A 22023-nucleotide genomic window follows, 5' to 3' on the forward strand; every position below is an offset into this window, starting at 1 on the left:
AATGATAAACAAGGAATCGGCAGTTGGGATCGATTCCTTTATAAGAAAAAGCAGGCATCTATTAATTGACGGAGAGAGTCCAAGGGGCAGTTTTCGCGAATTCATGGCTGGATAAGGCGTAACTAGTAAAAAAAGATTGAAAAACGAATTGGCTGACATATACTTAGCGGGCTATTTTTTCCAAAAAGGGGGTATCAATGTTTTACCAGCTTGATCAGCCCACAGAAAAAGAATTTCAGCATCTGGCCCGCAGACGGGAGACGGATTCCCTGTCAGTGAGAGCCACCGTCACCCGTCTGCGGCCGGAAGCGACCGGTATTTCTTTTTGAAACGGCCGCTTCCGGCATGCCAACCTTAACAGCGGAGGTAGAAAATGGATCACCTGACCCCCATACGGATCGTTCGCTTTAAAACGGACTATGGCCAGGACGTCATCAATCTCATCCTTTCCATCCAGCAGGACGAATTCAAACTCCCCATTACCGAGGCGGATCAGCCTGACCTGGCAGATATCCCCAATTTCTATCAGGCCGACAGGGGTAATTTCTGGGTGGCCCTTGATGGCCAGCAGGTGGTGGGGACAATTGCACTTCTGGATATCGGAGACGGACAGGGGGCACTGCGCAAGATGTTTGTCCGGCAGGATTACAGGGGAGGGAAAACAGGAACGGCAAAAAAACTGCTGGCGGCCCTGGTCGGGTGGGGGCGTGATCAGCATATCCGGGAGATCTACCTGGGCACTACGCCCAGGTTTCTTGCGGCCCACAGTTTTTATGAAAAAAACGGGTTCGTGGAAATCGGGAAACAGGACCTGCCTATAACCTTTCCGATAATGGCGGTTGATAAGAAATTTTATAAGTTTGAACTGCGCAAATAAAAAACCCAATACCGCATTGCTCCCGGATGGCCGGGTGGATGAGTAGATAAATAGGCCATGAACCCTTGATGGGGCCATGGCCCTTTTCCATGATTACAGCCTGGTTCGGGCCTTGGCTTTTTTCCTGGGGGCCGGCGGTTCAATATCGGGGATTTTAACTCCGTAGTTGGGACTGATGGCGTGGGGTTTGCACTGGATCACCAGGCAGACCGGTTCGGCACACCTCTGGCATTTTTCATAGTCGATTTCACAGAGGTTGTTCACCACCTTCATGGCGCCGTGGGGGCAGGACCTTTCACATATTTTACAGCCCATGCATCCGTTTTCGCAGATTTTTTTGGTGGCCCCGCCCTTGTCCCTGTTCATGCATTTGACGATGCTGGGGGCAAGGCTGGGAACGATCTGGATGATATTCCGGGGGCAGGCCGTGGTGCAGGCACCGCAGCCGGTGCATTTTTCAACATCCACCACGGGCAGGCGGTTGTCATCCATGGCAATGGCATCAAAAGGGCAGGCCCGTTCGCAGTTGCCCAATCCCAGGCAGCCGTATTCACAGCTCTTTTCCCCGGCAAACATCCGGGCGGCGGCCTCGCAGTCGTTTACTCCCGTATAAATATATTTGGCCGTGCAGTTGATGTCCGTGCATCCGCTGCAACGGGCCGCCGCTTTTTTGACTTCAACGGTGCCGGGGTCTTTTCCGGTGATCCGGGCGACCTGCTCGGCACACTCCGCTCCCCCGGGGGTGCAGAGGGAGGGGGAGACCATGGGGTCATGGACCACTTTTTCCGCGAACTGGCTGCAGCCGGCAAAACCGCAGTTGCCGCAGTTGCCCATGGGAAGAACGGCAGCCACCGCCTCAACAAGGGGATCGGCCGGTACGGCCAGCTTTTTGTCGGCAATGCCCAGGAATATGGCGATACCGGCGCCCAGGCCGCCCACGATAAGGATGGGAATGATGACACTTGTAAGCATTGTATTAACCTCTCCAATAAAAAATAGTAACTCTTATTTTCCGGTTATAAAATTGGGGTTGCTGTAAAAAAAAGGCGGTTGGGTCTATTCCAAGAAGTTTGTTTGCAGGCCGCCAATATACAGAAAAGGACCGGGGCCGTCAATAGGAAAATGAAGCGCCTTCAGTCGCTGACTGATTTTCAGGAAAACAGGTCCGTTTTCCCGGAAAATGACCATCCGGGTCTGTTTTTCCGGACAGAAAAATGGACTGGATTTTGTGCGCAATGGGTGGGGATTATGCCGAAAACCGCTTGGGTAAAGCGGTTTCGATTTCGGTTGCCCCCTGGCACACAATTTGTTAGTATCCCCCTTCCTAAAAGCCAGGGTAAGTCCATTCCAAGTTTTGTTTGCAGGCAGAACACCCCCTAACGATAATTGCGGACCGACGTTGACGGCAGCTTGATGCCAAGGCCGGATTTTTGTGCGTCCCGAATGCACCCGCAGGGGGAAGGATAATAACAGAGCATATTTAGGGAACCCGTATGTCTTCACCAAACGCGCCGGGTACGGCGTTAAAAATAATTATTGTGCTGCTTGCCGTGGGCGGAATCGCCTATGCGGCTTTTCCCATGGCCGGGCCCGGGGAGCCGGTCCGGCTGGTATATAAGGGCAGCGCCGGTGGCGTGGTCTTTACCCACGCTGTTCACGCATCGGAAGATGGCTATGTCCAGGACTGCCTGAGCTGCCATCATAATATCGAAGATGATGATGTTTACCAATGCCGCCAATGCCACGGAGACGATGGCGACCCGGATCTTCCCGGCATCACCGATGCCCTGCATACCCAGTGTATCCGCTGCCATGAAGATGTGGGCGCCGGCCCCGTGGATTGTGCCGGATGCCATCGCACAAAATAAAGGGGGGCGAAAATGATCAATAATCTGTTTTTTGGATACGCTGCCCTCCGGCTGAACTATACCGGGCTGGAAGATAACCGCCCCGAACCGGTGGCGCTTTCTCTTCCCGGCGAGGTGAGCCTGCTGGCCGGGTGCACCCCGGACCAGGCCCTGCTTGTGGCAAAAAAGAAAACCCTTCTCAAAAAAGGGGAGGACGTCAGAACCGGCCAGCGCCTCCGGCTCTTTGAAACCGAGGATGTGTTTTTGCTCTCCACGGTCACCGGTACCGTATCCGGGGTTGGCCTTTATACCGGCCCCCTGGGACGGAAGCTGGTCCGGGTAAATATCGTTCCCGGGAAAGAGGAGGTCACGGACGATGGCCTCTTTGACACGGACAACCTGGATCCCGCCTCGGCCCATAAGTTTATCTCCCAGCTGCCCGGCCGGATGCGTCTGCTTCCCCTCCAGGGGGACCTGCCCCCCATCAACGAACTGGTGGTCTGCGCCGGGGAAAAGGACATCTCCGTTGTTTCAAACCAATACGCCCTCAAGCACGACGGCCGGCGGGTGGCCGATGGGATTGAGCTGTTGAAACGCGTCTCCGGGGTGAAAAAGGTGACCCTGGCCGTTCCCGGGGACCTGGCCCCCTGCGCAGGGGGCATGGGCGCACGGGTACTCAGCCTTTCCCGGCAGTATCCCGCGGCATCCCCCCGGCTCATTGCAAAAGAAATTCTGGGCCGGGCCGTTCCGGCAGCCAAACCACTGGCCCGGGAGGGGCTGGCCTTTATTTCCACGGAAACGGCCGCTGCCCTGGGGCGGATTGCCCAAAGAGAGGCCGGGGTATTTGACAAGACCCTCAGCCTGGTCCTGAAGAACGGCACCAGCATCCTTGTGAAAGTCCGCATCGGCACCCCCATCAGTCATATTCTTTCCCTGTTCAACCAAAGCCTGGTGGAGGGGGATTACCTCATTGGCGGTGGGCCGCTTACCGGGGTGGCCATCCATGACCCCGACTACACCATCTCCCCCTATATGGACGGCATCCTGGTCTGCGCCGGGGAGGATATCCTTGAAAACGGCGATTACGGCTGCATCAACTGCGGCAAATGCGTGCGGGTCTGCCCGGCCCGGGTGCCTGTCAACCTCTTGGTCCGCCATCTGACCCGGGGAGACTATCTCAAAGCAAGCGATCATTTTAATTTGGATTCCTGTCTGGAGTGCGGGCTCTGCACCTATGCCTGCGTTTCCAAGATCCCCATTCTCCAGCGCATCAAGCTGGGGAAAATGAAGCTGAGGGCCATGAAACAGGAAGTGATTGACGGAGGGAGAGCCCAATGACAAGATTACGCATCACCCACGCCCCTTTTTACCGCAGCGCCTGCACCATTCCCCAGCGAAGCCTGTGGATCCTGGGCGCCGCCCTTTTGTCCCTGGTTCCCGGGATCCTCTTCTACGGCATGCCGGCCTTTGCCGTGGCCGCCGTTTCCGTGGGATCGGCCATGGCCTGGGAGCATTTGTTCAGCCGCCTGACCGGCCGCCGGAACACGGTGACCGACTATAACGCCGCCCTCATCGGGCTGCTCCTGGCCATGATGCTGCCGGCCGGCGCGCCCTGGTGGCTGGTCATCACGGGCACCTTTGTGGCGGTGGTCCTGGGAAAGATGATTTTCGGCGGCATGGGGGGAAACCCCTTCTGTCCCGCAGCCCTGGGAGTTGCCGTCCTTCTGGTTTCCTGGGGGGATTATTTGGACTTCGACCTGGCCTACCGGCAGATGGCCGAAAATTTTGAAATGATGGAGCCCCTGGGGCTGGTGAAGTATTTCGGCGCGGCCATGGCCGAAAACTATCATATTTCCGATCTTTTGATGGGCCGGCAGGCCGGCGGCATGGGCACGGTCTGCGGGGCCGGCCTTCTGGCCGGCGGCATCCTGCTCATGGCCAGGGGGATCATCCACTGGGCAATCAGCCTCTCTTTTCTGGCAGGGGTGGCCGTGACCGCCCTCTGCTTCCAGTGGGCCGCCCCACAAACCTATGCCGGTCCCATCTTTCATCTGCTCACCGGGTATACCCTGTTCGGCGCCTTTTTTCTGGCCACCGAGGATTCTTCATCCCCGGTGAACACAGCGGCCATGATCCTCTACGGACTTGGCGGCGGGGTGCTCACCGTATTGATCCGCAACAGGGGGCTGTATGTGGACGGGGTTATCTTTGCGGTGCTCATCATGAACCTGGCAAGCCCCCTGCTTGACCGTATCCGGCCCAAAGCCCTGGGCGCACAGGAAGTAAAATGAAAAATATCATTCATATGGTTGGGGTCCTGGCCCTGCTGGCCGGTTCCGCTGCGGGAATCCTGGCGGGCATGCGGGTGGCGACCATGGACAAAATTGAATATCAGCAGCTCAAGTTCCAGAAGGAACCCGTGGTGAGGCGGATCATGGAAGGATCTTCCCTGGACCCCATGGAGAACCGTTTCAAGCTGGATTACGGGGATCAAAAGCTCACGGTATTTCCCGGCGTTATAGACGGTGAACCCGTGGCCGCCTTTGAGACCTTCGGGAAAGGATACTCCGGCGATGTCGGGGTAATGGTGGGGGTTTCCCTGTCCGATGGCAAAATCATCGGCATGGGGGTGACCACCCACAGCGAAACCCCGGGGATCGGCTCAAAGGCCAAGGAATCCCCGGATTTTGTGGACCGGTTTAAAGGGAAAAAACTGGTGAAAGCGTTCAGGGTCAGGGCCGACGGGGGCGAGGTGGACGGGATTTCCGGTGCCACCATCACCTCCCGCGGCGTGTGCATGGCCGCCGGCGAGGCCGGAAAAATCTACGGCGCACTGGGGGATAAACTTGCCGCTGCCGCCGGGGATGCAAAGGAGAATAACCATGAGTAAGTCCATTGTCAGAGAATTCACCAAGGGGCTCTGGCAGGAGCTGCCCCCCTTCCGCCTGGTGCTGGGGCTCTGCCCCGTTCTGGCGGTAACCATGAGCGTGGAAAACGGCATCGGCATGGGCCTGGCCACCACCTTTGTGCTGGCCGGTTCCAACATGCTGGTATCCCTTTTACGGAACCTTATCCCGGCCAAGATCAGGATCGCCTGTTTTATCATCATCATCGCCACCTTCGTGACCATGGTGGAATTCATCATGCAGGCCTATGTCTATTCCCTCTACCTGAAGCTGGGGATATTCATTCCCCTGATCGTGGTGAACTGCGTGGTGCTGGGGCGGGCCGAGGCCTTTGCCAGCAAGAATGCCGTTCTGCCCTCCCTTGCTGACGGCCTGGGGATGGGGCTGGGGTTCACCCTTTCCCTCTCCCTCATCGGCACCTTCCGCGAGGTGCTGGGGAACGGCACCTTTCTGGGCCACCCGGTCTTCGGAGATGGGTTTGTGCCCTTTGAAATCATGGTCAAGGCCCCCGGCGCCTTTGTTACCCTTGGGCTGCTTCTGGCTGTGATGAACCTTGTGCCTGCCAAGAAAGGAAGCTAAGTTATGGAAAACTATATTGCCATGGCCATCGGTGCCATTTTTGTCAATAACATCCTCCTGGCCCAGGGGCTGGGTTCATGCCCCTATCTGGGCACCTCCAAGTCCATGGATACGGCCATGGGCATGTCCATGGCCGTTATTTTCGTGCTGGTCATGGCCGGGGCCGCCACCTGGATCGCCGACCATTTTCTGCTCAAACCCTATGATATTGAATTCCTGCGGACCCTGGTCTTCATCCTCATTATCGCTTCATTGGTGCAGTTTGTGGAGATGTTCATGAAAAAGAGCGTCCCCGCCCTCTACGAGGGACTGGGGATTTTCCTGCCCCTGATCACCACCAATTGCGCGGTCATGGGGGCCTGCCTCATGAACATCAACGAGGAATACGGATTTGTCACCGCCCTGGTGAATGCCCTTCTTTTGGGGGCGGGGTTCGGCCTGGCCCTGATCCTGTTTGCCGGGGTCCGGGAGCGGATCCTTTTAAACGATGTGCCCGAGGCCATTAAGGATACGGCCATCGGCCTTGTGACCGCAGGGTTTATCTCCCTGGCCTTTTTCGGGTTCCAGGGGCTGGGGTAGGCACCTGCCTAAGCCGTGGCCCGGGTATACATGGCTTCAATCAGGTCAAAGTATTTTTGTGAAATCACCTTCCGCCTGAATTTCAGGGTGGGGGTGATTTCGCCCTGTTCCACGGTAAAAGGCCTTGGCAGGAGAATAAATTTCTTAATGGTCTCAAACCGGGCCAGTTCCCCTGAGTTGAGGTCGATGCGCTTTCTGTAAAAGTCCAGGACCTCGGGCAGGGAGATCAGCTCTTCAATGGAGTTCCATTTGATCTTTTGTTTTTTTGCCCAGGTTTCCAGGGCGTCCATGGCCGGGACCACCAGGGCGGAGATGAATTTTTGACGGTCCCCCACGGCCACGATCTGTTCAATGAAATAATCCTTGCCCACATGGGTTTCAATGTGCTGGGGGGCGATGTTTTTACCGCCGGAGGTAATAATCAGCTCCTTGATCCGGTCGGTGATGCGCAGATAGCCTTCTTCGTCGAATTCCCCGATATCCCCGGTCTTCAGCCAGCCGTTCACAATGGTTTCTGCGGTTTTTTCCGGGTTGTTGTAATAGCCCTGCATGACCTGGCCGCCTTTCACCAGGATTTCCCCCTGGTCGCCCAGCCTGACTTCGCAGCCGGGCACGGGTTTGCCAACGGTGCCGAATTTAAATGCCCCGGGGGCGTTGAAGGTGATCATGGGAGCGGTTTCCGTCATGCCGTATCCCTGGCAGATGAGCAGGCCGCAGGCAAAGAAAAATTCTTCTATACTCTTTTCCAGGGGGGCGCCCCCGGCGGAGAAAAAGTTTTTGGGGCCGCCCACCGCATCCCTGACCTTGGACAGGACCAGCCGGTCCAGAATCCTGAATTTCAGTGAGAGAAGCAAGGATACGGGGCTGCCTTCCTGTTTTTTGGTGTGGTATTGCCAGCCGGCGGCAACGGCGGCATCGAACAGGGCCTTTTTGAGGGGGGAGGCGTTTTCCTGGCTGTTTCGTACGGCGGCATAGATCTTTTCATATAGCCTGGGCACCGATACCATGGCCGTGGGCCGGACCTCTTTCAGGGTCTCAATCACCTTTTTGGGGTCTTCAAGATAGGTGTTCAACGCCCCTTTTGAATAGAGAAAATAGGACCACAGCCGTTCGTATACATGGCTTAGGGGGAGAAAGCATAAAGAGACATCTTTGCTGGTGACGGTAAAATGTGCTTCCAGCGCCTTGAACTGGTGCAGGGCGTTGGCATGGCTGAGCATTACCCCCTTGGGGTTTCCGGTGGTGCCGGAGGTGTAGATAATGGTCAGGGTCTGACCGGCGGTCAGGCCGGCGTGCCGGGCCGTAACCTCCTCCCTCAGTTCCCGGCTGAGGCCGGTTTCCATGAAATCGTAAAAATAGATGCGCCGGGGATCTTCAGGGGCTGAATCCTCCCGTTCATAGGTGACGATTTTCAGGCCGCCCCCGGAAAGGGCCGCCATATTGTCATATTGGAATCGATTGCCCGTAAAGACCAGGCCGATGCCGGCATCCTTAACGATGAAGGCGGATTGTTCCCGGGTGTTGGTGCTGTATATGGGGACTGAAACCGCCCCGGCCAGGATGCAGGCAAAATCGGTCACGGCCCATTCGTACCGGTTGGCCGAATAAATGCCCACCCGGTCCCCGGGCCGGATGCCGGCGTTGACCATGGCTGCGGCCAGGGTGTGGACGTGGGCCTTAAGCCGGCTGTAGGTCATGGACTGCCACTCAGTTTCTTTTTTGTACCGCAGTGCGGTGCGGCCGCTGTGCCGGTCCATGGATTCAATCAGTATTTTCCCCAGGTTTGTCATCTGCCTCTTTCCTTAAAACAAATTTAAAACCTGCTTCTTATACGGGCATTGGGGGTAAATCAAGTCCCTGAAACCGTGGGGAAAAACGGTTGGCCGGCGGAAGCGGCGGCCCGCCCGCCGCAGGTGCCGATTGTAAAATTTTTGCAACAGGGATGCGGATAGCCGGATCGGCGATTTTTCAGGGGGATTAAAAAAAAGGTACAGGCAGGCCGCGGCGGATGTAATAATTGCTGATGATCTGCCTGATTTTTCCGGAATCCACCATCTCCCGGATCACCGATTCCAGGGCGGTGATGTCCGCCATGAACCTGGATTTTTTTGAAAGGCCGAAGTAAACCCTCTTTTCCCGGTTGAACCGGTAGTCCGCCATTACCAGCCGGTCCGAGATCTTTAATTTGTGCATGAAGTCGATGCCGGCTGCTTCGTTGGCGATCAGGGTGTCGATGCGCCCCAGGGCCAGTTTCCTGAAGTTGATGGAATGCTGGTGGACCGGGTCCTTGTTCAGGGTTGCGTCATTGTCGAACCGGGGAAAATAGTTTGCCCCGATCACCGTTCCGATCTTCAGGCGCCTAAGATCCGCGTAGGACCGGATGGTGACGTACCGTTTTTTTGACACAAAAAATACGGTATCGGATCTTGTCTTATAGGCCGGCTGGATATACCGGATATAGGCTTCCCGATCCGGCCGTTTCAACAGGCCGCAGATCAGGTCCAGGTCCCCGTTTTCCATCATGATGAGGCGGCGCTTAAAAGGGGCGTTCTGGAAAAAAATTTCAAGATTCAGCCGGTGGGCCACGGCCCTGAGAATTTGGGCGTCGGGCCCTTCTTGGGCGTCAACGGCCGTTGAGGTGACAAGGATATCATGGCCTGCAAATACCGGTGCTGCAAAAACTGCCGCCAGAATGAGGCCTATGAGGAGCCGATACCTCATTTGGGAATAACGATGGTTTTTCGATATGGAAACAGATCATTCATCACTTCCCCATTAACAGGAATAGCCGGCGCTGTAAAGAAGGAATCGGCCTGGCGGACGGCAAAGGGGCGGGAGCAAAAAAAACGGTTGATTTTTTATGGCCAAGGATGTAAAACCGCCGTCTTGTTACTCGGATGAAAGCCGCAGGAGAGATCCTAAATCCTGTCCGCCCCAAGAGCGGAAAGGGTAAAAGGGCGCCGAAGAAGTAAATCTTTCAGGCAAAAGGACTGCAGCCGGACGAGCCTCTGGAGAGCCTCTTTATGAGCACCGAAGGAGCAAGCCGGGCCATTGAATAACATGATAGGAACAATGGGCCGGTGAAACTCTCAGGTACAAGGGACAGAGTGGTAAGATATTTATATGGCATCATGTTCCCCGGACATGGTGCCGGCGCAGTATCATAGGGGCCGGATTTTTTTATCCCGCCTCACCCGCACCAACCCCCGCACAGGTTTTTCTCTTTCAGACCGTTCCATCCACAGGTTTTGCAATTGATTTTTTTTTGGAAGGAAACAACCATGGACAATTTTACTCAAATTTTAAATTCCATTAACGCATTGGTTTGGGGGCCGCCCCTGCTGATCCTTTTGGTGGGAACCGGCATCTACCTCACCGCCGGCCTCAGGGTGATTCAGATCGCCAAGCTTCCCCTGGCCCTGAAATACCTTTTCGCCGGCCGGAAGGAGACGGACCATGAGGGAGACGTCTCCAGTTTTGCCGCCCTTTGCACGGCCCTGAGCGCCACCATCGGCACCGGAAATATCGTAGGGGTGGCCACCGCAGTGACCGCCGGCGGCCCGGGGGCCATCTTCTGGATGTGGACGGCGGCCTTTTTCGGCATGGCCACCAAGTATGCCGAGGGGCTGCTGGCCGTCAAATACCGGGTGACCGATGCCAACGGCCAGATGTCCGGCGGGCCCATGTACTATATTGAGCGGGGGCTGAACAACAGGCTGCTGGCCAAAATGTTCGCCCTCTTCGGCATCGGGGTGGCCTTTTTCGGCATCGGGACCTTTGCCCAGGTCAACGCCATCAAGGATGCGGCATTTCTGGCCTTTTCCATTCCGGCCCCGGTTGTGGCCGTGGTATTGACGGTGATGGTGGCCCTGGTCACCCTGGGCGGCATCAAGAGCATCGCCCGGGTCGCCTCAAAACTGGTGCCGGCCATGGCCCTGTTTTTCGTGGGCGGATCATTGGTTATCCTTGTTTTGAATGCCGCCCAGGTGCCGGCGGCCATTGCCCTGATCATTGAAAGCGCATTCTGCCCATCCGCCGCCTTTGGCGGGGCGGCAGGGGTGTCCATGATCATGGTCATGCGCAGCGGCATCGCCCGGGGGGTCTTTTCCAATGAATCCGGCCTGGGCAGCGCCCCCATTGCAGCGGCAGCGGCCAAGACCGATTCCTGCGTCCGCCAGGGCCTCATTGCCATGACCGGCACCTTTTTCGATTCCATTGTCATCTGTTCCCTCACCGGCCTTGTCCTGGTCATGACCGGGGCCTGGAACGCCCCTGACCTGGCCGGCGCCGCCCTGACCAATGCCGCCTTTGTCCGGGGAATGGGCAGCGGCATGGGGGCTTACGTGGTCACCATCGGCCTGATTTTTTTCGCCTTTACCACCATCCTGGGCTGGAACTACTACGGCGAACGGTGCACGGAGTACCTCTTCGGGGTGAAGGGGATCAAACCCTATAAGTTCATCTACATCGCCCTTGTGGCCTCCGGCGCCTTTATCAAGCTGGAACTGATCTGGATCCTGGCCGATATCGTCAACGGCCTCATGGCCGTGCCCAACCTCATCGGCCTCATCGGACTGAGTCCCGTGGTCTTTGCCGAGACCCGTAAATTTTTCCAGAAACTGAACCTCAAAGAATTGGAACAAAACACCGGTTTACAAAAAGGGATCAGGGCATAATCGCCCGGGAGGCCGCACCGGCCTATATGGGGACCTGCCGCTGCTTTATCTGGGCGGCTCGTCCTCAGCCCCAGGCTTTTCCCCGCCAGAGGCCTGCCGGGGAGTAAACCACATCCGCCCTTTCCCGTGCCGAACCCCATGAACCTGTTGCTAAATCCCTTGAGCGGTGGTAAAGAATTTGAAGTTGATTGCCACGGGACTGACCGTGCAGTGACCAAGTGATTCCAACAGCGGAACCGGGCCCCCTGTTCTTATACCTATAGTTGTTCCCAACTAGTTGCTCCCAACGAAGAGATAACACCACTGCCGGGTTTAAACTTGACGTTCATTAAAAAATGGGGTGAGGAGCGGATTATGAGTATCGAGTTATACGCAAAAGATATTATGGTTACGGATTTTGATACGGTGAATCAAAATGATACGGTGGAGACCGCCATTAAAATGATTTTCTGTGGAAAAATCAGAAGTACCGGGGATAAGACCACAAGCCTGATGGTTGTAGATGATGCCAACCGTTTTGTCGGTATCATCACCATGTTTGACATTCTTTATTATACGCGCCCCGGGTTCCTCAACTATGGCGTTGATGGAAAGGATGTTTCCTGGGGTGGGCTCGTACAGATGTGTAAAAATGAATTGGTTAAGAAAAAAATTCGAAATGTTATGAGCCTGGAAATCGTCGGCGCTTTTCCGGACGAACACCTGATGATCATTCTGGACCGCATGGTCAAGAATAAATACCACAGGCTGCCCGTATTGGAAAACGATCGGCTCATAGGCGTTGTCTATATTGTGGACATCTACTTTCACCTCTTTGCCAGAAAAGGATTGATAAACCAGGGCCGGTTGACCGCTGTTCCATGCCCGGGAACCCCACCGGGATTCTACAACCACGATGGCCCCCGGTAATCGCTTGTTTTTCAGCCGCAACAGCGTAAGAATGCCCGGAATACCACCAATGATCACTCCCTGCGCTACCGGTCCCAGGTGCTGGATGCTCAGATAAGGCTCTGCCGAATGCGAAGGGCATCATTATAGAAGGCGTGTTATCAACATATGTTGGCGTTAAAGGATCCCGTGTTTAAAGGGGAAAACAGGACAGTCCCCCTTCGAAGAAAGCTGAAAATTGACCGAATTTTTGGCAGAGTGCAAAAAAATGACATGCCCATTCAGGGGTATCCGGAAATCCGCCGGGACGGTCAGGGCGTGGTGGGCCGGGTTTACCTCTCCCCCATCCATATATCGTGGCCGGTGTCCCCCGAAACCCGGCTTGACCCTTTTGGTTTTTTCTTTATAATGGCCCAATGTCATTGAATAAACTTGAACAGATTAAGATGTACGGCCGCCTGCCCCTGGACCGCCAGGAATGGCTGTCAGACGCGGCGGATGCCCATGGGTTTTCCTTTCAGCAGCTCCGGCTCCTGGTTGATTTCAGCCTGGACATGGCCTGCTGGGAGGCCGGGGGGCTTGAGCAGTTTTATCGGCCTGAAGCTGTTGAAAATATCAAAGGAAAGCAGGCTGCCGCAAAAATATTCCAGCAGCTCAAGGACGGGTACGAGCATCTGAAAAACAGCCGGAAAACCTATCCGGCAGGGAAGCAGGTCCGGTTTGAGGTCGAGGAAAGAAAATTTCCCAGCGCCCAGATGGTGGAAACCGAGCTCAAAGGCGCTGTCATGGGTAAATGCCCGGTGGCCTCGGAAAAGACCCGGTGCTGCAACCTCAACACCCTTGATGCGGTTCAGCAGTGCGGATTTGACTGCAGTTATTGTTCCATCCAGTCCTTTTACCACGGCAACCAGGTGAGGTTCATCCGGGACCTGGCCGGGCATCTTAAGGGGCTGGAACTCCATAAAGATACCCCCATGCACATTGGGACCGGCCAGTCTTCGGATTCCCTGATGTGGGGAAACCGGTTCGGCCTTCTGGACAATTTGACCCGGTTTGCCGAGGATCATCCCAAGGTGGTGCTGGAGATGAAGTCCAAGAGCGGGCGGATCGATTATTTCCTTGAGAATCCCCCGCCCTTTAATATGGTGTTTACCTGGTCGTTGAACACCCCGGAGGTGATAGCGGCCGAGGAAAAGGGGACCGCATCCCTGGACCGGCGTCTTGAGGCCGCCCGGAAGATGGCGGACATGGGCGCCCCGGTCGGGTTCCATTTCCATCCCATGGTCTGGTACCAGGGATGGGAATCGGCGTATCTGTCCGTGGTTTCCCGGCTGGCGGACACCTTTTCCCCGGATGAGGTGGTCATGGTCTCCATCGGGACCCTGACCTTTATCAAGCCGGTGATCAAACGGATCAGGGAGCGGATGGCCAGAACCTCCATTCTCAGGATGCCCATGGCCGAATGTGCGGGCAAGGTCAGCTATCCCTTTGAGATCAAAAAAGACCTGTTTTCCACCCTTTACCGCGGGTTCCCCCAGGAATGGCGGGAATCGGTTTTTTTCTATATGTGCATGGAGGACGTTGACCTGTGGAAACCGGTTTTTGGCAGGGTCTATGATTCCAACGAGGCCTTTGAGCAGGACATGCTCCAGTCCTATCTGAAAAAAATCCAGGCCATCCGCCGGCGCTGCTGAGGCCGGCGGTTATTCTATCCGGATCGCTTTTTTTCCATCCTGCCCCCTGCGCCGGGCCACGCCTATGATCACCAGCCCCCCCACAATGGCCGTGATGGGGGCCACCATGACCAGGCCGATGCTGCCGATGAGGGTGCGCATGATTTCCGCGGCCACGATTTTCAAATTGATCATCCGCATGAGGCTGGGATCTTTTACCCTGAAAATCATGAGCAGGGTGAGGTAACCGCCGGAATAGGCCAGCAGCAGAGTGGTGGTCATGGTGCCGATGACCTGGCGGCCCACGGTGAACCCGGACCGGATCAGTTCCGGGGCGGATATCTCCGGTTTTTTTACCCGGATTTCATCCATGGAGGCGGCAATGTCCATGGCAATGTCCATGGCTGCCCCCGAGGCGCCCAGGACAATGGCGGAATAAAAGATCTGGCGGATATCCAGATCGTAGTACCCGGAGAAAATCAATGCGTTCACATAGGGCTGGGTCATGCCGAAAAGCCCGGCCTCCCGGCCGAACCAGAGGGTGACGCCGATGGTGATGACAAGCCCCGAGATGGTGCCGATAAAGGCGGTAAGCCCCTTGCGGTTGAATCCGGCCACCATGAAGATGATGATGGCGGACAGCAGCACCAGGGTAATGGCGGTGGTAACCAGGGGCGGATGTCCGGCAAGTATCTGCCGGACCAGAAACTCCCAGATGATAAAGATGCTGATGACAAAAGAGATCAAGGCTTTGATCCCGATGACCCCGGCATAGATGACCAGGGCCGCCGTGAACAGAATGAACAGGCAGAGCAGGCTGTCCTGGCGGTAGAGGTCCACAGCCTTGATATGGTCAATGTTGCCGGATTTGTCCAGGATCAGGGCGGCGATGATATTATCCCCCGGTCGAAATAGGTTCTCCAGGTCCACCTGGCCGTTGAGGCTGTTGATGGCGGTTTTTGTTTGCCCCTTGAACCGGCTGTCCAGAATTTCGATGCCAAGGGTCTGGAATCCGATATGGGAAAGGGCCGAGGACCGGACTTCGGAATCGTCGGCAGAGATAACCTTTGCCCGGACCTCCATGGTCATGGGATCCATGGCCGGGTGCTGGGAATAATAATAGACAGCCAGGCCGGCAATCAGGGCGGCCAGCCCGAGTAAGGGGCGTATCATGGATGTTCTCATAGGGTAAATATGGGCGCGGCCTGTGAAAAAAATCAACAGGCCGCGCCGGATAACGGTGAACTCCCGCAATGGGGCACCTGGATTACAGGGTGACGCCGAGCATCTTGGCCATGGTTCTGGCGATTTCGGTGTTGTCTTTATATCCGCCGAACTTGGCGGCACCCACGCCCGCAGCGGACATGGGGATCATGGTGGCGGTGTGGATGGTGGTGGTCCAGTTGATGTTGGCCCGGCCCGAAAGGATGTGGGCGGCGGTGAGGGCTGCGGGGTTTACCTTGTAATATCCCATTGTTTTGCCGGCATCGGCCGCGGCCATGGCTTTTTCAAGGCTGGCGGATTCGTCTGCGTTGAGGTGGGTCAGGCCGAATTCTTTGGCCAGGTAGGCGGTGTAGGCCGCTCTGTCTCCTTTGTACTGGCCGGCGCCGTAAGCCAGGGTATCTTCAACGGACACCTTTGTGTCCATGAGGGATGCCATATCGAGCTTATAGCCCATGCTGTCCATGCCAAGGCCCATGCCGCCGGTCTCGTGGTCGCCCACCACCACGATGAGGGTGTCGTTTCTGTGTTTTTTGTAAAAATCAAAGGCCGCCTGCACGGCATTGTCAAAGGCGATGGTGTCCCAGATCACGCCGGTGGGGTCATTGGCGTGGGCGGCATGGTCGATGCGGCCCCCTTCAACCATGAGAAAGAATCCCTTGTCGCCCCTGGCAAGCACATCAATGCCGGCCTGGGTCATGGCCGCCAGGGAGGGAACGTCAGGATACTGGCTCATCCGTTCGATTTCATAGGGGATGTGGGTGTAGGTAAAGGCGGCAAATACTTTGTCCTTTTTTGAAAAATCAGTGGTGTTGAATGCCCTGGCCCCTTTCATGCCCACATAGGTGGCATATCCTTTTTCCTCAAAGCCCTTGACCAGGTTTTTCTCGTCTTTACGTTTGGATTTGATGGTTTTACCCACGGCATCCCCGTTTTTGATTTTCATGGACTGGGGGATAAAATGGCGGACGCCGCCGCCGGCCAGGAAATCAACGCCGGAGTTCAAGAAATCTTCAGCGATTTCATTTTCATTGTTTCGGGAGATGTTGTGTGCGGCAAAGGCGGCCGGAGTGGCATGGGTGAGCCGGGTGGTGGTGATGAGTCCGGTTTTCATTCCCTTGTCCCGGGCCGCTTCGGTAAGGGTCTTTACATCGTTGCCGGCGGTGTCCTTGCCGATGACGCCTTTATTGGTTTTGACACCGGAAGCCAGGGCCGTGCCTGCGGCAGCAGAGTCGGTGATCAGGGTGTTGGCGCAGTAGGTGGTGTTGATGCCGGCGATGTCAAAGGTGTTCATAAGCAGTTGGCGGCTGTTATCCTTTGCTTTTTCCCTGAGGAAAAATTCGCTGAACTGGCGCTGGGAGGCGCCGAGGCCGTCACCGATGAAATAAAATACATACTTGGGCTGGACTGCCATGGCCGGGGCCGCCAGGAAGAGCAGTACCAGAAGGGCTGCCAGGATGGGTGCTATCCGTTTGATGGGGGTCATGATGTTCTCCTTATACGATTCTCATGAAAATTATTAAATACCAACAGTCAGGCGCAGGGTACGCCGTAAAGGTTAGGGGTGGACTTGGGTTGTATTAGCAGCGGATTAGTTCGGCAGGTTACGGTCTTCAATGGCCAGCCGGCCTTCAATATATGAATGGGCCGCGGATTTCAGGCTGCCGCCGTCGGCCTCTTCCAGCACCGGTCCAAAGGTCAGTCTGGCCTTGAGGGGAGAGCTCTTGAATATCCGTATAAAATGGGGGATGAAGAAATCATTCCCGATCCAGGCCGCTTCCGGATTGTCATAGGTGACGGCCACCGGCACCACCGGGATTCCTTGTTGGGCGGCGGTATTAAAGATTCCGTTCTTAAAGGGCAGCAGCCCGGGGCCTGCCGTGGTGGTCCCTTCGGGAAATATGACAACGGTGACCCCGTCATGTATCCGGTCCGCCAGGGCCTGCCTGGCCCGGGCACGGCTTGCGGCATCCCCCCGTTCCACAAATACGGTGTTCCCCTTTTGGGCAGCATAACCGAATACCGGCCATGTCTTCAGTTCGGCCTTGGCCAGAAAGGCGGCTTCCATCTGGGAGAGAATGACCACAATATCCAGGTAGGACCTGTGGTTGGCCACCACCAGCATCCCCTGGCCGGGGACCCTGCCCTTGACTCGGATGTGAATATCCAGCCCCCGGACCAGGGCGGCGGCCCAGCGCCGGGCATGGCGGGCCGCAAGGCCGGGTTGCCACTTGGAGGGGGAGGCCATACCCAGCTTGAATACGCTGTACAGGGTGACCTCAACCACCCAGAATAGCCGGTAAAGGGATTTGAGAACGGCCACTTTAAATCTCCAGGGCCGGCTGCCGGCTGTTGTTGAGCTGTTTCACCCGGTACTGGCGCAGGATATACCTGACCACCGAAGCCAGGCGGAAATATCCGATCTGAAGCACCTCGTCCCCGTTTTCAAAATTCATCAGATTGTCGTAGAATCTGTTTAAGCCGTTTTTTCTGTGGTGGAAGGCCAGATCGTCCCTTTTTTTGTGAAATACCGTGTTTCTGACGCTGCCCCTGAAAATAAAGCTTTTTTCATCCAGGACCGCATCCTCCAGAATGTACATTTTCTCCCTGAAGCCGGCATCAATGGCCCGGGCGATCTTCAGGTGGGTGGGGCCGGGGCCCCGGGAATAAAAGGGGGAGGGGTACACCTTTTCAAAGTGCATGGCCACATTACCCAGGCTGGAGAGCACGGCGGCACAGTTTGAGATCCAGATTTTGCCAAAGGGGTTTTGTTTGAGCAGGTATCCCGTCAGTGCCTTTTTGACCAGAAAATGGGTGAGCCGCCTGCCACGGGCCTCGGGGCGTACGCAGGTGAGCCCCAGGTGCAGGACCCGGCCCACCCCTTCCACCTCAAGGAAAACCATGGAGCAGAATCCCAGGGGCATGCCGGTCTCCCCGTCAACGGCAATGCTGATCAATTTGTCGGCCAGGGCCTCCCGGGTGCCCAGCATGGCCTGGTAAGGGGGCAGGGAGGTGAAACAGGATGCGGCGATCTCCCGGATCCGGCCGGCCAGCTCAGAAAAAGCGTTGTCATCTAAAAAACGTCCTGGTTCCTGAAATACCTTAATCTGAAAACCCATCTTAAATTATCCTGTTTTATTTCTGGTTGTCCCCAATAATAGGGTTGGGTCAGTATTACATTGGATAATTTAAGAATGGGTTAACGCCGGATTAGAATCTGGTTTCGGCCTAAATTTTAAACACCCCCATCAATTCCTTGAGTTTATTGGCCAGATCGGCAACGGCCTGGGCGTTGGCAGTCATGTCCGCTGAAGATCCGGCCAGGTCGGCAACGGAACTATTGGTGGATTCTATATCCGAATTGACCGTGTTCACGGCATGGGCGCTGGTGGCCACATTGGCGCTGACCTCCTGGATACCGTCGGCCAGCTGGGTAATATTGCCCGAGATTTCCTGGGTGGTGGCCGTCTGCTCTTCAATGGCCGCAGCAATGGATGAAATGATGTCGTTGCAGTCATTGATGATGCCGCCCACTTCCCTTACCTTTTGGGCAGAATCCGTTGTGGCATCCTGGATGGCGGAGATTTTGGCATTGATCTCCTGGGCCGCCGTGGTGGTCTGGCCGGCCAGTTCCTTGATTTCTGCAGCCACAACGGCAAAGCCCTTGCCGGCTTCCCCGGCCCGGGCGGCTTCTATGGTGGCGTTCAGCGCCAGCAGGTTGGTCTGTTCGGAAATATCGGTGATGGTGTCGGTGACATTGCCGATTTCATTGGCGGATACACCGAGGGTTTCAATCTGTTGGGAGGTTTCATCGGATACGGCCACGGCTTTTTCCGAGATTTGCCTGGCATTGGATGAATTCTTGCTGATTTCGCTGATGGTGGCACTCATCTCTTCAACGGCCCCAGCCACCATTGACAGGTTGCTGTTGGCCTCCTCCACGGCAGAGGCCACACTTTCCATGCTGGTGTTGACGTCACCGGCGGCGTCGGCGATGGTACGGGTCCTGCCGGATATGGATTCGGTTTCGCCGGATACCTTCCGGGTGATGCCCAGCATCTGTTCCGAGGCCTGGTCCACTTTTTCGCTGTATCCCCTGGCATCGGAGATAATATTGCACAATTTTTCCTGGAAGGTATTGAAGGCTTTTGCCAGTGCACCGATTTCGTCTTCAGAGGATACGCTGATCCGCTGGGTCAGATCCCCTTCGCCCTGGGAGATATCCTCCAGGGTCTCCACGGTCTGCCGCACCGGCTTTAAAATTCTGTTGATGAACAGGCTGAGCAGGAGTACCAGCAGGAGGATGCTGCCCAGGGTCATGGCAAGGTTGTAGATCTGGATCTTTTCAAGACCCTGGCCCAGTTCGTCTTTGGGAATATCAAAGACGATTTTCCAGCCTGTGGCGGGGATGGTTTTAAACACCACCAGTTTTTCAACCCCGGTGTCGTCGGTGTATTCGATCTCCCCATGTTCGCTGTCCAGAAGGGGGGCGGCGATGTTTTCCCGGAATCCGCCGTCCTTGAAATTTTTAATATTCTTGATGTCGGTGAGGACGGTTTTTTCGGGGTGGGCCAGGATGGTGCCGTCGGGGGCTGTCATGTATGCCGTGCTGCTGGGGCTGAGCTTGGTCTGGCTCAACTGCTGCGACAGGCCGGAGAGGTTGATGCCGGCTCCGGCTACGCCCAGGGGCTTGTCAGTCGGCCCGACAAGCACATTGATGAATGCCATGAGGGCCTGGGTGTCTTCTGCAACATCGAAATTGATTGAAAGCTTTTTTCCGGAAGCAAGGGTTGAAAAAAACCAGCTGTCCCGTGGATTGTTTTTATCTACGGTTTTGAATATCCCTTTGTCTGTGTAATAGGCTTTGGAGGGGGCCGAAACAAGGAAAACAAAGTCCATGTCGTTTTCCTTGATTTTTTTGAGGTACTCTATGGCAAGGGGTTCCGCATCTTTCGGTTCCCCTCCTTTAATCCATTGGATGATATGGGGATTGTCACCTATAAGCATGGAAATCGCCATGGATTTGTCCATCTTTTTTTCAAAGGTCTCGGCAATGTAACTTACACTGGCCGGCGCCTCTTTGGATGATATCCTGTCATAAATGATGTTAAAGGAGATTGAATTGGATACAAATCCGGACACCATCATGAGGACGATGACGAAACCGGTGACACTGAGCATTAATTTGGTTTTGATGGTCAGTCTTTTTAGCATACGAACTCCTTGTTGTTGGTGTGCACGGCAGATTCGTTTAATATAGCAACATAACAGGGAATCCGGCAAGCTGGAAAGGCGAAAAAGTATTAGAATTCTGTGAGTAATCACTCCCCTATGACAGGGGTCGCATCCGGATTAAAGGGATTTTGCCGGGCGGCAAGGGAGAATAGGTAGGGATAATGGGTTTTAAGGTGTGCCAGGTAATCCACCCACTGCAGGATCAGCATCCCATAGGTCCGGTTGAAGTCCCCTTCAATGTGGGCCATGTCCGGCTGCGGCAAATCGGCGAAATTTCTTCGGGAATTGATTTCGTCCATGATGTGGAAGAGGGCCAGGAGCAGATCACTGAATTTTTCATGTTCCACCAGTACGGGGTTCTCTATGAGATCTATGAGGAATCCCCGCTTGGCCATGAGGAAGGTGTGGGATCGAGAAAGGATCTCCGGGGTGACGGCGATGGCGAATTTATGGCCTGACAGGGCCTTTTTCGCGGCTGAAAAATTATTCAGGTTCCAGGCCATGTTCCAGCATCATGAACCCGGCCCTACGGGCAACGGTCAGCAGGCAGAAAAGGGAAAGAAAGATTTTCAACCGCCGCTTCAATTCTATCATAGGGTCCCTATATCAGATTTTTTTTGGATGTGCCAGAAGGGGGGGAGAAGGCGTTGCAATGGGCCTGCCCGGCCCGGATGGATCCGGGCCGGGCAGGAGGTGCATATCAGCAATTCATTTAGAAACCGTGGGATTTAAGGATGTTGTCAAGTGTCCCGTCGGCCTTTATCTGTTCAAGGCCTGCATTAAAGGCCTTGAGTTTATCGGCATGGGCTTTTGCCTTGTTGGAGATGCAGACATAAAGATCCGGTTCGGCCAGGGGAGGTGACATGAATTCAACGCTAGCGGCTTTGTCCGGCATACTGGTCTTCATCAGATGGGTCCCTACGAATTTGTCCGCCACCAGAAGATCCAGCCGGCCGGCCAGAAGTTTTTTGAAATTGGTTAAATCGTCTTTGGCCGGATCCTTGGTCAGGTAGCCGGCATCGTCAAATTCCTTTGTATTGACATAGCCTTTAACCACACCGATCTTTTTTCCTTTCAGGTCCTGGAGGGCTTGATAGGAGATGTCCGTGTCCGACCGCTTAAAAAAGCCCAGGGGGCCGCCGGGCATGGGAATGGAAAATGCAGCATATTTTTTTACCTCGTCGGATAGATATTCCGGGAAATATCCGTCGACTTTACCTGCCTTTGCCAGCCCCACCACTCTAGACCATTGATGAAACTGGATTTCCACCTCCATTCCGCTCCGTTTAAATGCCTCTTTCACCACTTCAGCCACATATCCCTGGTTTTTCATGTTCTGGCCCACATAGGGTTCCCAGTCCAGGGTCGCCAGAACTATTTTGTCACCGGCATGGGCCGTGGTAAAAACCAAGATCAGGAAAAGTGCCATAAAAAAACGCTTCATCATTTTTTATCCTCCATAAAAAGGTTGGTGGGCGCTCGCTCATTTGACAGGGGCATGCCCTTATAATGGCAGTGCCTTCCGGTCTTGTCAATTTATAA

20 protein-coding genes and 1 riboswitch are annotated in these 22023 nt (G+C 55.3%); of the genes, 10 read left to right on the forward strand and 10 right to left on the reverse strand.

Annotated elements, in window-relative coordinates:
* The first annotated feature begins 373 nt into the window (after positions 1-373).
* The gene (locus HUN04_18965) at positions 374-877 is read left to right on the forward strand and encodes a GNAT family N-acetyltransferase (protein WDP91670.1); all 504 of its coding nucleotides are present in this window, start codon (positions 374-376) and stop codon (positions 875-877) included.
* Positions 878-970: 93 nt separating this feature from the next.
* Here HUN04_18965 and HUN04_18970 read toward each other — a convergent pair whose 3' ends face one another.
* On the reverse strand, positions 971-1849 hold the full coding sequence (locus HUN04_18970; GenBank protein WDP91671.1) for an RnfABCDGE type electron transport complex subunit B: 879 nt from the start codon (positions 1847-1849) through the stop codon (positions 971-973).
* A 521-nt stretch (positions 1850-2370) separates the two neighbouring features.
* Here HUN04_18970 and HUN04_18975 point away from each other — a divergent pair.
* From HUN04_18975 to HUN04_19000, 6 genes are read left to right on the forward strand one after another with little or no spacing between them, the layout of a single operon-like run.
* Positions 2371-2745: a cytochrome c3 family protein gene (locus HUN04_18975; GenBank protein ID WDP91672.1), complete on the forward strand. Its 375-nt coding sequence runs from the start codon at positions 2371-2373 to the stop codon at positions 2743-2745.
* A gap of 12 nt (positions 2746-2757) precedes the next feature.
* Entirely contained in the window at positions 2758-4062 is a 1305-nt protein-coding gene (locus tag HUN04_18980) for a 4Fe-4S dicluster domain-containing protein (protein ID WDP91673.1), read from the forward strand.
* Positions 4059-5015, forward strand: coding sequence for an RnfABCDGE type electron transport complex subunit D (locus tag HUN04_18985; protein WDP91674.1), 957 nt, complete (start codon positions 4059-4061; stop codon positions 5013-5015). Before HUN04_18980 ends, HUN04_18985 begins: the two co-directional genes overlap by 4 nt.
* Positions 5012-5614 (forward strand): FMN-binding protein, encoded by a 603-nt coding sequence (locus tag HUN04_18990; GenBank protein WDP91675.1) that lies wholly within the window; start codon positions 5012-5014, stop codon positions 5612-5614. The genes HUN04_18985 and HUN04_18990 overlap by 4 nt, the downstream gene beginning before the upstream one ends.
* Entirely contained in the window at positions 5607-6209 is a 603-nt protein-coding gene (locus HUN04_18995) for an electron transport complex subunit E (protein WDP91676.1), read from the forward strand. Before HUN04_18990 ends, HUN04_18995 begins: the two co-directional genes overlap by 8 nt.
* 3 nt (positions 6210-6212) lie before the next feature.
* A complete protein-coding gene (locus tag HUN04_19000; GenBank protein ID WDP91677.1) occupies positions 6213-6788 on the forward strand; it encodes an RnfABCDGE type electron transport complex subunit A in 576 nt (191 codons plus the stop codon).
* A gap of 8 nt (positions 6789-6796) precedes the next feature.
* On the opposite strand, the gene HUN04_19005 is transcribed toward HUN04_19000, so the two are convergent.
* Positions 6797-8578, reverse strand: coding sequence for a long-chain fatty acid--CoA ligase (locus HUN04_19005; protein WDP91678.1), 1782 nt, complete (start codon positions 8576-8578; stop codon positions 6797-6799).
* A gap of 187 nt (positions 8579-8765) precedes the next feature.
* Positions 8766-9509 carry an ABC transporter substrate-binding protein gene (locus HUN04_19010; protein WDP91679.1) on the reverse strand — a complete coding sequence of 248 codons (744 nt, stop codon included), beginning with the start codon at positions 9507-9509 and terminating at the stop codon, positions 8766-8768.
* Between the two features lie 277 nt (positions 9510-9786).
* Positions 9787-9904, forward strand: a riboswitch (glycine riboswitch).
* Positions 9905-10069: 165 nt separating this feature from the next.
* On the opposite strand from HUN04_19010, the gene HUN04_19015 reads away from it, so the two are divergent.
* The 3 genes from HUN04_19015 to HUN04_19025 all read left to right on the forward strand — a co-directional run bounded on the left by HUN04_19015 (position 10070) and on the right by HUN04_19025 (position 14046).
* The gene (locus HUN04_19015) at positions 10070-11464 is read left to right on the forward strand and encodes a sodium:alanine symporter family protein (protein WDP91680.1); all 1395 of its coding nucleotides are present in this window, start codon (positions 10070-10072) and stop codon (positions 11462-11464) included.
* A 360-nt stretch (positions 11465-11824) separates the two neighbouring features.
* Complete coding sequence (locus HUN04_19020; GenBank protein WDP93342.1) at positions 11825-12373, forward strand: CBS domain-containing protein; 549 nt, start codon at positions 11825-11827, stop codon at positions 12371-12373.
* Between the two features lie 395 nt (positions 12374-12768).
* Complete coding sequence (locus HUN04_19025; protein ID WDP91681.1) at positions 12769-14046, forward strand: DNA photolyase; 1278 nt, start codon at positions 12769-12771, stop codon at positions 14044-14046.
* 9 nt (positions 14047-14055) lie between these two features.
* Here the strand turns inward: HUN04_19025 and HUN04_19030 are convergent, their stop codons facing one another.
* From HUN04_19030 to HUN04_19060, 7 genes are all read right to left on the reverse strand, one after another.
* Entirely contained in the window at positions 14056-15198 is a 1143-nt protein-coding gene (locus tag HUN04_19030) for a YibE/F family protein (GenBank protein ID WDP91682.1), read from the reverse strand.
* Positions 15199-15292: 94 nt separating this feature from the next.
* Entirely contained in the window at positions 15293-16732 is a 1440-nt protein-coding gene (locus HUN04_19035; GenBank protein WDP91683.1) for an alkaline phosphatase, read from the reverse strand.
* A 105-nt stretch (positions 16733-16837) separates the two neighbouring features.
* Positions 16838-17569, reverse strand: coding sequence for a 1-acyl-sn-glycerol-3-phosphate acyltransferase (locus HUN04_19040; GenBank protein WDP91684.1), 732 nt, complete (start codon positions 17567-17569; stop codon positions 16838-16840).
* A 1-nt stretch (position 17570) separates the two neighbouring features.
* On the reverse strand, positions 17571-18365 hold the full coding sequence (locus HUN04_19045) for a hypothetical protein (protein WDP91685.1): 795 nt from the start codon (positions 18363-18365) through the stop codon (positions 17571-17573).
* A 109-nt stretch (positions 18366-18474) separates the two neighbouring features.
* Positions 18475-20460, reverse strand: a complete 1986-nt coding sequence (locus HUN04_19050; protein WDP91686.1) for a methyl-accepting chemotaxis protein — start codon at positions 20458-20460, stop codon at positions 18475-18477.
* A 107-nt stretch (positions 20461-20567) separates the two neighbouring features.
* Positions 20568-20984, reverse strand: a complete 417-nt coding sequence (locus tag HUN04_19055) for a hypothetical protein (GenBank protein WDP91687.1) — start codon at positions 20982-20984, stop codon at positions 20568-20570.
* Between the two features lie 209 nt (positions 20985-21193).
* Positions 21194-21928, reverse strand: coding sequence for a transporter substrate-binding domain-containing protein (locus tag HUN04_19060; protein ID WDP91688.1), 735 nt, complete (start codon positions 21926-21928; stop codon positions 21194-21196).
* Positions 21929-22023 lie beyond the last annotated feature (95 nt).

This window comes from Desulfobacter sp., assembly GCA_028768525.1.
GTDB lineage: Bacteria > Desulfobacterota > Desulfobacteria > Desulfobacterales > Desulfobacteraceae > Desulfobacter.

Bases quoted from the DNA above. Each gene is read 5' to 3' on its own strand.
- HUN04_19055 (WDP91687.1), bottom strand. From the start codon at position 20,984: ATGGCCTGGAACCTGAATAATTTTTCAGCCGCGAAAAAGGCCCTGTCA.
- HUN04_19010 (WDP91679.1), bottom strand. From the start codon at position 9,509: ATGAGGTATCGGCTCCTCATAGGCCTCATTCTGGCGGCAGTTTTTGCA.
- HUN04_18990 (WDP91675.1), top strand. From the start codon at position 5,012: ATGAAAAATATCATTCATATGGTTGGGGTCCTGGCCCTGCTGGCCGGT.
- HUN04_19045 (WDP91685.1), bottom strand. From the start codon at position 18,365: ATGGGTTTTCAGATTAAGGTATTTCAGGAACCAGGACGTTTTTTAGAT.
- HUN04_19025 (WDP91681.1), top strand. From the start codon at position 12,769: ATGTCATTGAATAAACTTGAACAGATTAAGATGTACGGCCGCCTGCCC.
- HUN04_19030 (WDP91682.1), bottom strand. From the start codon at position 15,198: ATGATACGCCCCTTACTCGGGCTGGCCGCCCTGATTGCCGGCCTGGCT.
- HUN04_18985 (WDP91674.1), top strand. From the start codon at position 4,059: ATGACAAGATTACGCATCACCCACGCCCCTTTTTACCGCAGCGCCTGC.
- HUN04_18970 (WDP91671.1), bottom strand. From the start codon at position 1,849: ATGCTTACAAGTGTCATCATTCCCATCCTTATCGTGGGCGGCCTGGGC.
- HUN04_19015 (WDP91680.1), top strand. From the start codon at position 10,070: ATGGACAATTTTACTCAAATTTTAAATTCCATTAACGCATTGGTTTGG.
- HUN04_18980 (WDP91673.1), top strand. From the start codon at position 2,758: ATGATCAATAATCTGTTTTTTGGATACGCTGCCCTCCGGCTGAACTAT.
- HUN04_18995 (WDP91676.1), top strand. From the start codon at position 5,607: ATGAGTAAGTCCATTGTCAGAGAATTCACCAAGGGGCTCTGGCAGGAG.
- HUN04_19060 (WDP91688.1), bottom strand. From the start codon at position 21,928: ATGATGAAGCGTTTTTTTATGGCACTTTTCCTGATCTTGGTTTTTACC.
- HUN04_18965 (WDP91670.1), top strand. From the start codon at position 374: ATGGATCACCTGACCCCCATACGGATCGTTCGCTTTAAAACGGACTAT.
- HUN04_19050 (WDP91686.1), bottom strand. From the start codon at position 20,460: ATGCTAAAAAGACTGACCATCAAAACCAAATTAATGCTCAGTGTCACC.
- HUN04_19005 (WDP91678.1), bottom strand. From the start codon at position 8,578: ATGACAAACCTGGGGAAAATACTGATTGAATCCATGGACCGGCACAGC.
- HUN04_19035 (WDP91683.1), bottom strand. From the start codon at position 16,732: ATGACCCCCATCAAACGGATAGCACCCATCCTGGCAGCCCTTCTGGTA.
- HUN04_19000 (WDP91677.1), top strand. From the start codon at position 6,213: ATGGAAAACTATATTGCCATGGCCATCGGTGCCATTTTTGTCAATAAC.
- HUN04_18975 (WDP91672.1), top strand. From the start codon at position 2,371: ATGTCTTCACCAAACGCGCCGGGTACGGCGTTAAAAATAATTATTGTG.